Below are 12,892 nucleotides of genomic sequence, written 5' to 3'. Positions count from 1 at the left end.
GCGGTCACCGGCCGGTGAACTCGGGGGTGCGCTTGGCCTTGAAGGCCGCCAGCGCCTCCGGCATGTCGTCGGTGCGGGTGAGCAGCGCCTGGCCGCGGTTCTCCAGCTCGAGCGCGGCCTCGTAGGAGCCGATCTCGGCATTGCGCTGGATTGCCCGCTTGGACATCCGCACCCCGCCCGGCGAGTTCTGCGCGATCTGCCGCGCCATCGCCAGCGCCGCGCCGAGCAGCTCCGCGGTGGGGACGACCTGGTTCACCAGGCCGATGCGCAGCGCCTCATCGGCCTCGACGATCCGTGCGGTGTAGGCGATCTCGGCCGCGCGGGCCGGCCCGACCAGCCGGGTGAGGGTGAACGAGGTGCCCAGCTCGCCGATGGAGAGCCCGACCTTGACGAAGGCGGCGCTCATCTTCAGGGTGGGCGCCGCCAGCCGGATGTCGCAGGCCAGCGCGAGCGCCAGCCCGCCGCCGGTGGCCGGGCCGTGGATCGCTGCGAGCACCGGGAACGGCAGGTGGCGCAGGGATTGGATGCCGCCGGTGGCGGTCTCCTGGAAGCGCAGGAACTCCCGCACCCCCATCTCGGTGAGCACGCCGATCTCGTCGAGGTCGAAGCCGGGGCAGAACGCGCGCTCGCCGGTTCCGGTGACGATCAGCGCGCGCAGCCCGCTGTCGCGCAGCGCCCGGCCCGCGGCCAGGTAGTCGTGGAACATCCGCACCGTCTGGGAGTTCATCCGGTCCGGGCGGTTCATCCGCAGGATGCCGATGCCGGGCTCCGGCTCCTCGAAGGTCAGCGTCTCGAGCGCGGGAAAGTCGATGGTCATGTCGCGGCCTGTCTGCTGGTGTGCGGGATCGGTCTAGGTGCCCTGGAAGTGCGGCGCGCGCTTCTCCTTGAAGGCGCTCAGCGCCTCGGCCATGTCCGGGCTGCGGGTGAGCAGCGCCTGACCCCGGTTCTCCAGCTCCAGCGCGGCGGCGTAGGAGCCGACCTCGAGGTTGGCCTGCAGCGCGCGCTTGGACAGCTGCACCCCGCCCGGGGAGTTGGTGACGATCTGCTCGGCCAGCGCGATCGCCGCGGCGACCACCTCGCCGTCCGCGCAGACGGAGTTGACGATGCCGAGCTCGGCGGCCTCGGTGGCGTCGACGATCCGGCCGGTGAAGCAGATCTCGCTGGTCTTGGCTGGGCCGATGAGCCGGGTGAGCAGCCAGGAGGTGCCCAGATCGCCCGCCGAGAGCCCGATCCGGACGAACGCGGCGTTGAACTTGGCGGCCGGGCTCGCCAGCCGGATGTCGGCGGCCAGCGCCAGCGCCAGCCCGCCGCCCGCGGCCGGGCCGTTCACCGCGGCGATCACCGGCACCCGCAGCGAGCGGATCGCGGTGAGCGCGCGGGCGGCGCGCTCCTGCTGGTCGAGCATGCCGAGCGCGCCGAGTCCGGGCAGGTCGTCGGCGTCGGCCAGGTCGTAGCCGGAGCAGAATGCCCGGCCCGCGCCGGTGAGCACGAGCACGCGGGCGCTCTCCTCGGTCTCCAGCCCCCAGGCCAGCCGCTCCAGCTCGACGAACATGGTGTTGGTCATGGCGTTGTAGCGGTCGGGCCGGTTCAGGGTGGCGACCACGATGCCCGGCGCCACCTCCTCGGCGCGCAGGGTCTCGAATCGTTCGTCCAGGGTCTTCATCGCGGGACTCCTCGGGGTCAGCGGAAATTCGGGGCGCGCTTGCCGACGAAGGCGGCGATGCCCTCGGCCGCCTCCCCCGCCTCGAACAGCGACTGGATCTGCTCGACCTCGACGCGGGCGCCGTCGGCCAGCGGCAGATCGTGCGCGGCGTCCACGGTGCGCACCACGGCGAGCTGCGCGGGCAGCGAGGGGCCGAGCAGCTCGGCGGCGAACCGCAGGGCGGCGTCGAGCGCGTCGCCGTCGGTGCGCCGGTCCGCCAGCCCGATCCGGTACGCCTCCTCGGCGTCGGCCTGGCGCGCGGTGAGCATGATGTCGAGCGCCCGGCCCCGCCCGACCAGCCGGGGCAGCCGCTGCGTGCCGCCCGCGCCGGGGATGAGGCCGAGCTTGACCTCGGGCAGCCCGAACCGGCCGTCCGGCCCGGTGACCCGCAGGGTGCAGGCCAAGGCGAGCTCGAGCCCGCCGCCGAGCGCGATCCCGTCGACCGCGGCGATCGAGATCCACGGTGCGGCCGCCAGCCGGTCGTTGACCGCGCGCATGAGATCGCCGTAGGCGGTGAAAGACGGGGCATCGATCGCCGACAGGTGCTTGATGTCGGCGCCTGCGGCGAAGAACTTCCGCAGCGCCGAGGCGATCACCATGACCTTGACATCACCGGTCTTCTCGGCGGCGTCCATGGCCGCGTGCAGCCCCTCGAGCAGCGGTACGCCGAGAGCGTTGGCCGGTGGGCGCGCCATCCGGACCACGGTGATTCCCGGCAGCACGGATTCCCACGTGACCACGTCGGCAGCACGGTCCGTCATCGCACCCTCGTTTCGCCTCGGCACCGGCACAGCTCTCCTTCGGAAACTAGACTCGAACCAACTTCAAGTCAACCATTATTTTGGTCGTACCAAATACAAATGTACTCGTCGAAGTCGCCGTTCGGTACCCTCCCTGGTAGATTTAGGTACGACCAAATGCACAGAAAGCAGGTGGCAATGACCGAATCGCCCGCCACGGGCACGGTTGCGCGCCGACCGGTCCGGTTGCAGCCGATGCAGGTCCCGAAGGCCTCCGATGTGCTCGCCAACGATCTGCGCGAGCGCATCCTGCGCGGCGATTTCCCCCCCGGCACCGCGCTGCCGCCGGAGCGCGAGCTGGTCGCCCAGACCCAGATGAGCCGCACCACCGTGCGCGAGGCGCTGCGCATCCTCGAGGTGCAGGGCTTCGTCGTCATCAAGACCGGCCGCTCCGGCGGCGCCTTCGTCCAGCAGCCGGGCGGCGAGGCGGTGGCGACCTCGGTGAGCCTGCTCATCCGCGGCCAGCAGCTGCGGCTGACGGCGCTGCTGGAGACCCGCGAGGCGATCGAGCCCGCGTGCGCCGGGCTGGCCGCGAAGTACCGCACCGAGCAGGATCTGGCCGCCCTCGACGCCGCCAATGTCGCCGTCGGCGATCCGGAGCTGCCGCTCGAGTCTTTTCTGCAGGCCAATGTGGACTGGCACCTGGCAGTGGCCACCGCCAGCCACAACGAGCTGCTCACCGGCTTCATGTCCGCGCTGTCCAAGGCGATCTACAGCTCGACCGAGAACCAGGCCTTCGTCGACGACGAGGTCCGCAGGACCACCTACCGGGCGCACAAGACGATCACCGACGCCATCCGGGCCGGGGATGCCGCCGCCGCCACCCGGCGCATGGGCAAGCACGTGCACGGCTACGCCGAGGCCGTGGTCCAGATCGAGCAGCGCACCGAGATCGAGCTCGGCGACTCCTGAGCCGCGGCCTCACACCGCCGCGGCCAGGTGGGTGCGCAGCCCGGCCAGGATCGCGGCGTTCGTCGCCGCGGTCTGTTCCGCGGAGAGCCCCCACGGCGGGGCGATCAGGTCGAGGTGATCGAAGCAGGCGGGCAGCCGGTCCAGCGCCGCGGCGAACTCGCCGGGCGTGCACGCGATGGTGATGGCATCGATCATCTCGTCGCTCACCGCGCGGATCAGCGCCGCGCGGTCGCGCGCGCGGGCCGCCTGCCGGATGCGCTGCTGCGCACCGCTCCAGCCGTGCAGGGCGAACAGCCGGTCGTAGACCCGCGAGGCCGCGTACTGCCCGATCGCGAAAGCCGCCTGCGCGCGGGCGATCTCGATGTCGTCGTCGATCGCGCACATGCGGATGCCCATCACGGTCACCGCACCCGGATCGCGGCCGGCGCGCGCCGCGCCCTCCGCGAGCGCCGCGACCACAGGGCCGCGCACGTACTCGGCGGTGAACAGGGGGTGCCCGACCAGCCCGTCGGCGTGCTCGCCTGCGGTGCGCAGCATCAGCGGGTTCACCCCGGCGATCCAGATCGGGATCCGCGGCCGCACCGGTTCGGGCACCTCGGAGGTCGGGGTGAGGTGCACCCGATAGAAGCGCCCCTCGTGCCGCACCGGCCCCTCGTGCAGCCGCCACAGCGCGTTCAGCACCGTCACCAGCTCGGCCATGCGAGCAGCCGGAGCCTCGCCGCTGACCCCGTGCCAGGCCTCCATCATGGTCGGGGTGCCGTTACCGAGCCCGAGAATCAGCCTGCCGCCGGACAATTCGTCCAGATCGCGGGCCTCGGCCGCCCAGATAAGCGGGCTGCGCCCCACCCCGTAGGCGATATTGCTGCCGATCGCGACGGTGCTGGTGCCCGCCGCGAGCGCGGCCAGCGGAACGGTGGCCGAGCGGTTGTAGAGCTCGCTGGTCCACACCGCCGCGCAGCCGATCGCCTCGGCCTCGCGGGCCAGAGCGGCCATGGACTCGAACCGCGCCCGGCCGCGGCCGGTGCCGAAGGCGTTGATCCCGAATGTCGTCATCGAACTCTCCCTGTCGTGCTCAGGCCAGGCGCGGGAAACGGTCGCTGTCGGCGGCGATGGTCAGGTCGCAGACGATCTGCACATGATCCGGGCGATACCGACCTCGGTGCGGGCGTAGTCGACGTCGTCGTAGCGGCGTACCGTCGTCCACTCCACCGCGGGGGCGCTCACGCCATCGTCAGGCCGCCGCTGACCGACAGCGTCTGCCCGGTGACGTAGCCGGCCTCGTCGGAGGCGAAGAAGGCGACCGCGGCGGCGACATCCGCGGGCGAGGCGAGCCGCTTCATCGGAACCGCGCGGGTCATGCCGCCGAGCACCTTGTCGGCGTCCTGGCCGGAGTTGTTCGCGAACTTGCGCAGCGCCGGGGTGTCGGTGGGACCCGGGCACACGGTGTTGACGGTGACGCCCTTGGTGGCGACCTCGCGGGCGAGCGTCTTGGTGAAGGCGATGATGCCGCCCTTGGCCCCGGAGTAGACCGCCTCCAGCGAGGAGCCGACCCGGCCCGCGTCGGAGCCGATATTGATCACCCGGCCGAAGCCGCGCTCGATCATGCCGGGCACCACCGCGTGGTTCACCCGCAGCGCGCCCTTGAAATTGATATCCAGAATCTTGTCCCAGAACGCCTCGTCGGTCTCCAGGAAGGTCATGAAGTCGTCCCAGCCCGCGTTGTTCACCACGACCTCGATCGGGCCGAGCTCGGCGGTGGTGCGCTCGACCGCGGTGCGCACCGCGGCGGTGTCGGTGACGTCGATCGGGACGGCGACGGCCTCGCCCCCGGCGGCCACGATCTCCTTGGCGGTCTGCTGGGCAGCCTCGAGGTTCAGGTCGGCGACGGCGACCCGGAAGCCGGCCGCCGCCAGCCTGCGCGAGATGCCCTCGCCGATGCCCTGGGCGCCGCCGGTGACGAGTGCGATTCGGTTGCTCATGGTGTCGTTCCCTTTCGGTGGGGTCAGGATGCGGTGTGGATCGCGCGGGCCAGGTCGTCGCGGAATTCCGGGGCGGCGATCGCGATCAGCCTGCGCCTGCGCTCGGCCAGCGGCTCGCCGCGCAGGTGCGCGACGCCGTGTTCGGTGACCACGCAGTCCACGTCGGCGCGGGCGGTGGTGACCACGCCCTCGTCGAGGGCGAACTTGATCGAGGAGCGGCCGCGCACCGTCGAGCGCAGCGCGACGATCGAGCGCCGTCCGGTGAGCGCCGCGGCGCGGGCGAAGTCGACCTGGCCGCCGACCGCGCCCAGGTAGGTGCCCTGGCTCATCTCCGCGCCGACCTGGCCGGTGAGGTCGACCTCGATCGCGAAGTTCACCGCGACCAGCGAGGAGAGCCGGGAGAGTGTCTGCGGGGCATGGGTGTAGCTGGTGGGCCGGAACAGCAGCGGCAGCTCCGCGACCCGGGCGTAGAGCTCCGCGGAGCCCAGCGCGGTGCCCGCCACCGCGAGCCCGGTGTCGATCTGCTTGCGGGCGCCGGTGACGACGCCCTTGTCGATCAGCGTGCGCACGCCGTCGGTGATCATGCCGGTGTGCACCCCCAGGTCGCGGTGCCCGGCGAGCGCGTCGAAGACCGCGGCGCCCAGCGAGCCGATCCCGACCTGGATGGTGTCGCCGTCGTCGATCAGCCCGGCGATGTGGGCGGCGATCCGCCGGTCGGCGTCGGAGGCGGGCCTGCGCTCCTCCTCCTGCAGCGGCCGGTCGGTGCGCACGGTGGCGGTGAAGCGGCGCAGCGGAATCCGCGGCGAGCCGGGGACCGTGGGCATCTGCGCGTTGATCTCCGCGACCAGCACCCCGGTGTGCTCGAGCGCATCGGCCATGTAGTCGACGCCGATGCCGAGCGAGCACATGCCGTCCCGGTCCGGCGGCGCGACCTGCAGCAGCCCGGCATCGCACGGCAGCCGGTGCTCGGCGAACATCCGGGGCAGCGCCGAGTAGTGGCAGGGCACCACGTCGAGCTGGTCGGTGGCGCCCAGCTCGCGCAGCGCGCCGAGCCCGCCGTAGGAGACCATGATGTCGGCGGGCGAGATCGACTGTGCCAGTTGGTCGTTCCAGCTCAACCCGGTGAACAGCCGCAGCGGACCGAGCGCGCCCGCCTGGGCGAGCAACGCGTCCACCAGCGGCCGGGGCTCGGCGGCGGCCTGGCTCCACCAGACCCCCGAGCCCGGCCGCAGCAGCGCACCGAAATCGATCACCGGTCGACCCGTTCCAGCAGGGTGCCGGTGCCGAGCCCGCCGCCGCAGCACATGGTGACCAGGCCGAGCGCGCTGTCGCGGCGCTCCATCTCGTTCAGGGCGGTGGCGATCAGCCGGGCGCCGGTGGCGCCGACGGCGTGGCCGAGCGCGATGGCGCCGCCGTTGACGTTGACCCGCTCCTCGTCGGCCTTCAGCTCGCGCTGCCAGGCCAGCACCACCGAGGAGAACGCCTCGTTGACCTCGAACAGGTCGATGTCGTCGACGGTGAGGCGGTTGCGTTCGAGCAGTTTCCTCGTGGCCGGGATCGGGCCGGTGAGCATGATGATCGGGTCGACGCCGACCGTGGTCTGGTCGGCGATGCGGGCGCGCACCCGCAGCCCGTGCCGCTCGGCGGCCGCCCTGGTGCAGAGCACGACCGCGGCGGCGCTGTCGCAGATCGGGCTCGAGGTGCCCGCGGTGATCCGCCCGTTCTCCGGGCGGAAGACCGGCTTCAGGTTGCCGAGGGTCTCCAGGGTGGTGCCGGGCCGGACGGTCTGATCGCCGAGCCGGACCTCGCCGTCGAGCTCCATGCGCACCATCTCGGCGTCGAAGCGGCCCGCGGCGACCGCCGCGGCGGCCAGCCGATGCGAGCGCACCGCGAACTCGTCCATCTCGGTGCGGGAGATGTCCCAGCGGTCGGCGATGAGCTCGGCGCTCTCGCCCTGGGTGACGAAGTCGTAGCGGGCGCGCAGCTCGGCCGGCCACGGCTCGCCGTAGAGCTCGCTGATCTTCGCGGGCGAGTTCATCGGAACGTGCCCCATGTGCTCGACGCCGCCCGCGATCACGATGTCGTGCACGCCGGCGGCGATCAGCGCGGCCGCGAAGTTCACCGCGGTCTGCGCCGAACCACAGCGCCGGTCCAGCGTGGTGGCGGGCACCTCGGCCGGGTACCCGGCCTGCAGCCAGGCATTGCGGCCGATATTGCGGGACTGCTCGCCGAAGGGCGCGGTGCAGCCGATGACCAGGTCCTCGACCGCGGCCGGGTCCAGCCCGGTGCGCGCGATCAGATCCTCGTAGCACGCGGCCAGCAGGGCATTCGGGTGGGTGTCGCGGAACCACCCCTTCTCGGGGTGGGACTTGCCGATCGGGGTACGGACCGCCTCGGCGATCACGACTTCGCGGCCGGCGGAGACGAACGGGCCGGAGACCTTCGGGCTCATCTCAGATCACCGTCCCGCCATCGACGGGGAGCACCTGACCGGTGATGTAGGCCGCGGCACCGGAGGCGAGGAAGACGAACGAGGGCGCGATCTCCGCCGGGCTCGCCCAGCGTGCGAGGGGAATCCGGGCCAGGGTCTTGGCGGCCAGCTTCTCGTTGCCGCGGATGTTCGCGGTCATCGCGGTCGCGGCGAGCGGGGCGATGGCGTTGACCGTGATCGCGCGGCGGGCCAGCTCCCTGGCCAGCGACTTGGTCAGCCCGACGATGGCGGCCTTGGCGGCGCCGTAGTTGGCCTGCCCGATGGTGCCGGTCAGCCCGGCCGCCGAGGTGACGTTGATGATGCGGCCGGTGCCGTCGTCGGGCAGGTACTCCAGCGCGGCCTGGCTGCAGTGGTAGCTGCCCATCAGGTGGGTGTCGAGCACCCGGCGGAACTGCACCTCGTCCAGCTGCGGGAACATCGCGGGCGCGATCACCCCGGCGTTGTTCACCAGGATGTGCAGCGTGCCGCCGCCGAGCCGGGCGGCGGCGGCCGCGGCGTCGCGCGCGTTGCCCGCGTCGCAGACGTCGAGCGCGAAGGGCTCGGCGGTGCCGCCCGCCGCGGTGATGCGCGCGGCCACCTCGGCGGCGGCGTCCTTGTCGATGTCGGTCACCAGCACCGCGGCGCCCGCGGCGGCGAACGCCTCGGCGACCGCGGCGCCGACTCCGCCGCCCGCCCCGGTCACCAGCGCGGTGCGGCCGTCGAGGGTGAAGGCCCGGATTCCCGGTGCCGGGGTGTGGTCGGTCATCAGTAGCTCCTGGGCAGGCCGAGGACGTGGGAGCCGAGGAAGTTCAGCACCATCTCCTGGCTGATCGGCGCGATCCGGGTGAGCCGGGCCTCGCGGAAGTAGCGGGCGACGTTGTACTCCTCGGAGTAGCCCATGCCGCCGTGGGTCTGCAGGGCGCGGTCGGCGGCGTCGAAGCCGGCGTCGGCGCACAGGTACTTGGCGGTGTTGGCCTCGCGCCCGCAGGGCAGGCCGTTGTCGTAGAGCCAGGTGGCCTTGCGCAGCACGAGTTCGGCGGCGTCCAGGCGGGCCAGGGAGTCCGCGAGCGGGAACTGGATGCCCTGGTTCTTGCCGATCGGACGGCCGAACACCTCGCGGTCGTTGCCGTACTTCACCCCGGCGCGCAAGGCCGCGCGGCCGATGCCGAGCGCCTCCGCGGCCACCAGCATCCGCTCGGGGTTGAGCCCGTCCAGGATGTAGGTGAAGCCCTTGCCCTCCTCGCCGACCCGGTCCTCGACCGGGATCTCGAGGTTGTCGATGAACAGCTCGTTGGAGGTCACCGCGTTGCGGCCCATCTTGTCGATGGGACGGATCTCCACCCGGCTGCGGTCCAGGTCGGTGAGGAACAGCGTCATGCCGTCGGTCTTGCGCGGCGACTCGTCGAACTTCTGGGTCCGGGTCAGCAGCAGGATCTTCTCCGACTCCACCGCCTTGGAGATCCACACCTTGCGCCCGTTGACGATGTAGCGGTCGCCCTCGCGGCGGGCGAAGGTGGTGATGCGGGTGGTGTCCAGCCCGGCGCCCGGCTCGGTCACCCCGAAGCAGACGTGCAGGTCACCGTTGACGATGCGGGGCAGCGTGCGCTGCTTGAGTTCCTCGCTGCCGTGCACGATCACCGGGTGCATGCCGAAGATCGACAGGTGCATAGAGCTGGCGCCGTTCATCCCGGCGCCGGAGGCGGCCACCTGCTCGAGCAGGATCGAGGCCTCGGTGATGCCGTAGCCGTGGCCGCCGTACTCCTCGGGGGTCGTGATGCCGAGCCAGCCGCCTGCGGCGAAGGCGTCGTAGAACTCGGTCGGGAACTCGTGGGCGGCGTCCTTCTGCGCCCAGTACCGATCGTCGAACTTCGCCGCCAGCTCGGCGACCGCGTCCCGGATCGTGATCTGATCCTCTGTCAGTTCGAAATCCACTGTGGGTCTCCATCCCTTCGATGCGGTAACTATATCAATGGACTGACCAAATAGGGAAGGGGTCAGCCCGCCGCGGCCGGGATGGTGAGCAGCGCGGCCGCGATGCGCTCGTTCCACCCGGCCGGTGCGCCGAAGAGCACCCGGTCGAGCTTGGCGCGCTTGTAGAACAGCTGCAGCTCGTGCTCCCACGTGTAGCCGATGGCGCCGTGCACGGTGAGCGCCGAATCGGCGAGCCCGGCCACCGGCCCGGTCACCTGCGCCTTGGCCACCGCCGCGACGGTGGCCGCGTCGTCCTGCCCGGCGTCGAGCGCCGCGGCCGCGTAGAGCGCGGTGGAGTACGCGGCCTCCACGGTCACCAGCATCTGCGCCGCCGCGTGTTTGACCGCCTGGAAGGCGCCGATGGGCCGGCCGAACTGCTTGCGCTGCCTGCTGTAGCCGACGGCCAGCTCGAGCATGCGCTCGGCGGCGCCGAGCGCGTCGGCGGCGACCAGGACCGCGGCCAGGTCGGCCACCCTCGGCAGCGCGTCGGCGGCCCCGAGCTCGGCGATCGGCGCCGCGGCGAACTCGACGGTGGCCACCGCCCGCGAGCGGTCGAGCACCTGCTCCGGGGTGCGCACCGCGGCCGCCGCGGGCACCCTGGCCACGCCGGGACCGTCGGGGCCGGTGACCGGGACGAGCAGCACGTCGGCTCCGGCCGCGCCGAGCACGTGGGCGACGGTGCCGCTCAGCTCGGCGCCGCCGGCAGGCAGCGGCGCGGCGCCGGGGATCCGGTCGGAGCGCACCGCGACGGCGAAGCGCCGCTGGCCGGACAGCTGCGCGGCGAGCTCGGCCGGGGTCAGCAGCGGCGCGGCGAGCGCGGCGGCCAGCCAGCCGGAGTCGGGCACCGCGGCCCGGCCGAATTCCCGCGCGGCCAGCGCCAGTTCGAGCACGCCGCCACCCTGGCCGCCCGCCTCCTCCGGATAGCCGACGCCCCACCAGCCCTCGCTCACGAGCGCGGCGGTGAAGGCGCGGTCCTCCCCCGCGGCGTGCAGCTCCCGGACGGCCTCGACCGGGAATTTCGCCGCGATCCACTCCCGCAGCGAAACGGCGAACAGCTCCTGTTCCTCGGACAGCTCCCAGTGCATCTCCGGCTCCTCAGCTCACCGCCGTGCCGTGCACGACATCGCGAATGGCCTCGACGGCGTCGGGGTTCTCCGCACTCGACAGGTCACCCGGGTCGGCACCGAGCGCCGCGGCCCGCACCGCGCGCCGCAGGATCTTGGCCGACCGGGTCTTGGGCAGCGCGCGCACCGGCCACACCGCGGCGGGCGCGAACGGCTTGCCCACCCCGGTGGCCACCAGCAGGCGCAGTTCGTCGGAGACACCCTCGGTGTCGGCGCCGGGGCGCGGCACCCAGAAGACCCACACCGACTCGCCCTTCTTCGGGTCGGGCACCCCCACCGCCGCCGCCTCGGCGACCGCCGGGTGGGTGGTGAGCACCGACTCCACCTCGGCGGGGGCGAGCCGCTTGCCCGCGATGTTCATCACGTCGTCGGAGCGGCCGAGGATGTACCACTGCCCGTCCTCGTCGACGAGCGCGAAATCGCCGTGGCACCACATGCCCTCGAAGGTGGACCAGTAGGACTCCAGGTAGCGCTCGCGGTCGCGCCACACCCCGCGGGTCATCGCGGGCCAGGGCTGGCGGCAGACCAGCTCGCCGATCGCGCCGCGCAGCGGCGCCCCGGTGTCGTCGACGACGTCGACGTCCATGCCGAGCGAGGGGCCGCCGAGCGAGCAGCTCGGGATCGGCTCCACCGGGTAGGGCGCCAGGAAGGAGCCGCCGACCTCGGTGCCGCCGGAGAAGTTGATCACCGGCACCCCGGCGCCGAAGACGTCGCGGGCCAGCCAGTCGTAGTGGTGCGGATCCCACGGCTCGCCGGTGGAGCCGAGCACCCGGACCGAGGAGAGGTCGCGGGCGGTGATCTCGGCGAGCGGGGTGGCGGCGAGCGCGCGGATCAGCGTCGGCGAGACGCCGAGCATGGTGATCCGGTGCCGCTGCACCAGATCCCACAGCCGGGCGCCGTCGGGGGTGTCCGGCGAGCCCTCGTAGAGCAGCAGGGTGGCGCCGTTGGCGTGCGCGCCGAAGGCCGAGAGCGGCCCCATCACCCAGCCCATGTCGGTGATCCAGCAGAAGACGTCGCCGCGGGAGATGTCGAACGAGTACGCCACCTCGGTGGCGACCTTGACGGTGAATCCCGCGTGCGTGTGCACCGCGCCCTTCGGCTTGCCGGTGGTGCCCGAGGTGTAGCCGAGCATGAGCGTCTGCATGGCCGGGAAGGGCCGGAAGGCGTACGGCTTCCGGCCGGGGGCGGCGAGCGCGTCCCAGGTGGTCACGGTGGCATCGGGAGCGCCGAGATCCGGGTCGCCGCCGATGTTGGCGACGGTGATCACGGTGCGCACCGAGGGGCAGTGCGGCAGCGCCGCGGCCAGCTCGGCGGCCATCGGCACCGCGCGGCCGCGCCGGATCGTGCCGTCGGCGACCACCACCGCCTTCACCTCCGCGTCGGCGAGCCGGGCGGCGATGGCGGGGGCGGCGAAGCCGGAGAAGAGCGGCACCAGGATGGCACCGATGCCTGCCGCGGCGTAGCAGGCCACCACCGCCTCGGGGATCATCGGCAGGTAGATCGCCACGGCATCGCCCGCGCCGATCCCGAGCTCGGTCAGTCCGGCCGCGACCCGGCCCACCTGCGCGGCCAGCTCGCCGTAGCTCAGCGTGCGGACCGAGCCGTCCTCCGCCTCGTGCACGATCGCGGGGCGGTCGGCGTCGGTGGCCAGCCAGCGGGTCAGGCAGGCGTCGACGGCGTTGAAGGCGCTCCCGGTGAACCACTCCGGGAACTGGATGCCCGCGGACACGTCGAGCACCTGCTCGTACGGGGTGGCGAACGGGATGCCGAGATCCTCGACGGCGGCGTTCCAGTACCAGGCGACGTCGGCGGTCGAGCGGCGTCGCAGCTCCGCGATCGTCTCGATGCCGTGCGCCCTGGCCAGCCGCGTAACATTGGCCGCCGCGATCCGCTCGGGGGTCGGGGTCCACACATAGCTGCTCATCGCGTCGCCT

12 protein-coding genes are annotated in these 12,892 nt (G+C 72.5%); 1 reads left to right on the top strand and 11 read right to left on the bottom strand.

Annotation, left to right across the window (positions count from 1 at the left end):
- Window positions 1-4 precede the first annotated feature (4 nt).
- Genes NH2_RS07690 through NH2_RS07680 form a run of 3 tightly spaced genes read right to left on the bottom strand, consistent with a single transcriptional unit; the run spans window position 5 to window position 2,463 of the window.
- Complete coding sequence (locus NH2_RS07690; protein WP_067650419.1) at window positions 5-817, bottom strand: enoyl-CoA hydratase/isomerase family protein; 813 nt, start codon at window positions 815-817, stop codon at window positions 5-7.
- A gap of 33 nt (window positions 818-850) precedes the next feature.
- Window positions 851-1,663 carry an enoyl-CoA hydratase/isomerase family protein gene (locus NH2_RS07685; RefSeq protein WP_067650417.1) on the bottom strand — a complete coding sequence of 271 codons (813 nt, stop codon included), beginning with the start codon at window positions 1,661-1,663 and terminating at the stop codon, window positions 851-853.
- Window positions 1,664-1,680: 17 nt separating this feature from the next.
- Window positions 1,681-2,463 (bottom strand): enoyl-CoA hydratase-related protein, encoded by a 783-nt coding sequence (locus tag NH2_RS07680; RefSeq protein ID WP_067650415.1) that lies wholly within the window; start codon window positions 2,461-2,463, stop codon window positions 1,681-1,683.
- A 234-nt stretch (window positions 2,464-2,697) separates the two neighbouring features.
- Between NH2_RS07680 and NH2_RS07675 the strand changes: the two genes are divergently transcribed.
- Window positions 2,698-3,414 carry a FadR/GntR family transcriptional regulator gene (locus NH2_RS07675; RefSeq protein WP_245650468.1) on the top strand — a complete coding sequence of 239 codons (717 nt, stop codon included), beginning with the start codon at window positions 2,698-2,700 and terminating at the stop codon, window positions 3,412-3,414.
- A gap of 9 nt (window positions 3,415-3,423) precedes the next feature.
- On the opposite strand, the gene NH2_RS07670 is transcribed toward NH2_RS07675, so the two are convergent.
- The 8 genes from NH2_RS07670 to NH2_RS07635 all read right to left on the bottom strand — a co-directional run bounded on the left by NH2_RS07670 (window position 3,424) and on the right by NH2_RS07635 (window position 12,882).
- Complete coding sequence (locus NH2_RS07670) at window positions 3,424-4,467, bottom strand: LLM class flavin-dependent oxidoreductase (RefSeq protein ID WP_067650414.1); 1,044 nt, start codon at window positions 4,465-4,467, stop codon at window positions 3,424-3,426.
- A 167-nt stretch (window positions 4,468-4,634) separates the two neighbouring features.
- Entirely contained in the window at window positions 4,635-5,393 is a 759-nt protein-coding gene (locus NH2_RS07665) for an SDR family NAD(P)-dependent oxidoreductase (protein ID WP_067650412.1), read from the bottom strand.
- Window positions 5,394-5,416: 23 nt separating this feature from the next.
- On the bottom strand, window positions 5,417-6,646 hold the full coding sequence (locus NH2_RS07660; protein WP_067650410.1) for an acetyl-CoA hydrolase/transferase family protein: 1,230 nt from the start codon (window positions 6,644-6,646) through the stop codon (window positions 5,417-5,419).
- A complete protein-coding gene (locus tag NH2_RS07655; protein ID WP_067650408.1) occupies window positions 6,643-7,845 on the bottom strand; it encodes a thiolase family protein in 1,203 nt (400 codons plus the stop codon). Before NH2_RS07655 ends, NH2_RS07660 begins: the two co-directional genes overlap by 4 nt.
- Before the next feature lies 1 nt (window position 7,846).
- A complete protein-coding gene (locus tag NH2_RS07650) occupies window positions 7,847-8,629 on the bottom strand; it encodes an SDR family NAD(P)-dependent oxidoreductase (protein WP_067650406.1) in 783 nt (260 codons plus the stop codon).
- Window positions 8,629-9,795, bottom strand: a complete 1,167-nt coding sequence (locus tag NH2_RS07645) for an acyl-CoA dehydrogenase family protein (RefSeq protein ID WP_067650405.1) — start codon at window positions 9,793-9,795, stop codon at window positions 8,629-8,631. The genes NH2_RS07650 and NH2_RS07645 overlap by 1 nt, the downstream gene beginning before the upstream one ends.
- A gap of 62 nt (window positions 9,796-9,857) precedes the next feature.
- Window positions 9,858-10,919: an acyl-CoA dehydrogenase family protein gene (locus tag NH2_RS07640; protein ID WP_067650403.1), complete on the bottom strand. Its 1,062-nt coding sequence runs from the start codon at window positions 10,917-10,919 to the stop codon at window positions 9,858-9,860.
- A gap of 10 nt (window positions 10,920-10,929) precedes the next feature.
- Window positions 10,930-12,882: an AMP-binding protein gene (locus NH2_RS07635; protein ID WP_067650401.1), complete on the bottom strand. Its 1,953-nt coding sequence runs from the start codon at window positions 12,880-12,882 to the stop codon at window positions 10,930-10,932.
- Between the last annotated feature and the right edge of the window lie 10 nt (window positions 12,883-12,892).

Origin of the sequence: Nocardia harenae NBRC 108248 (assembly GCF_001612885.1) — a bacterium.
In the GTDB taxonomy this organism is placed as follows: domain Bacteria; phylum Actinomycetota; class Actinomycetes; order Mycobacteriales; family Mycobacteriaceae; genus Nocardia; species Nocardia harenae.
This window is presented reverse-complemented; position numbering and strand designations above follow the sequence as displayed.

Coding starts and splice junctions, on each gene's coding strand:
- NH2_RS07685 (WP_067650417.1), bottom strand. CDS start 1,663: ATGAAGACCCTGGACGAACGATTCGAGACCCTGCGCGCCGAGGAGGTG.
- NH2_RS07650 (WP_067650406.1), bottom strand. CDS start 8,629: ATGACCGACCACACCCCGGCACCGGGAATCCGGGCCTTCACCCTCGAC.
- NH2_RS07655 (WP_067650408.1), bottom strand. CDS start 7,845: ATGAGCCCGAAGGTCTCCGGCCCGTTCGTCTCCGCCGGCCGCGAAGTC.
- NH2_RS07680 (WP_067650415.1), bottom strand. CDS start 2,463: ATGACGGACCGTGCTGCCGACGTGGTCACGTGGGAATCCGTGCTGCCG.
- NH2_RS07675 (WP_245650468.1), top strand. CDS start 2,698: ATGCAGGTCCCGAAGGCCTCCGATGTGCTCGCCAACGATCTGCGCGAG.
- NH2_RS07690 (WP_067650419.1), bottom strand. CDS start 817: ATGACCATCGACTTTCCCGCGCTCGAGACGCTGACCTTCGAGGAGCCG.
- NH2_RS07640 (WP_067650403.1), bottom strand. CDS start 10,919: ATGCACTGGGAGCTGTCCGAGGAACAGGAGCTGTTCGCCGTTTCGCTG.
- NH2_RS07665 (WP_067650412.1), bottom strand. CDS start 5,393: ATGAGCAACCGAATCGCACTCGTCACCGGCGGCGCCCAGGGCATCGGC.
- NH2_RS07635 (WP_067650401.1), bottom strand. CDS start 12,882: ATGAGCAGCTATGTGTGGACCCCGACCCCCGAGCGGATCGCGGCGGCC.
- NH2_RS07670 (WP_067650414.1), bottom strand. CDS start 4,467: ATGACGACATTCGGGATCAACGCCTTCGGCACCGGCCGCGGCCGGGCG.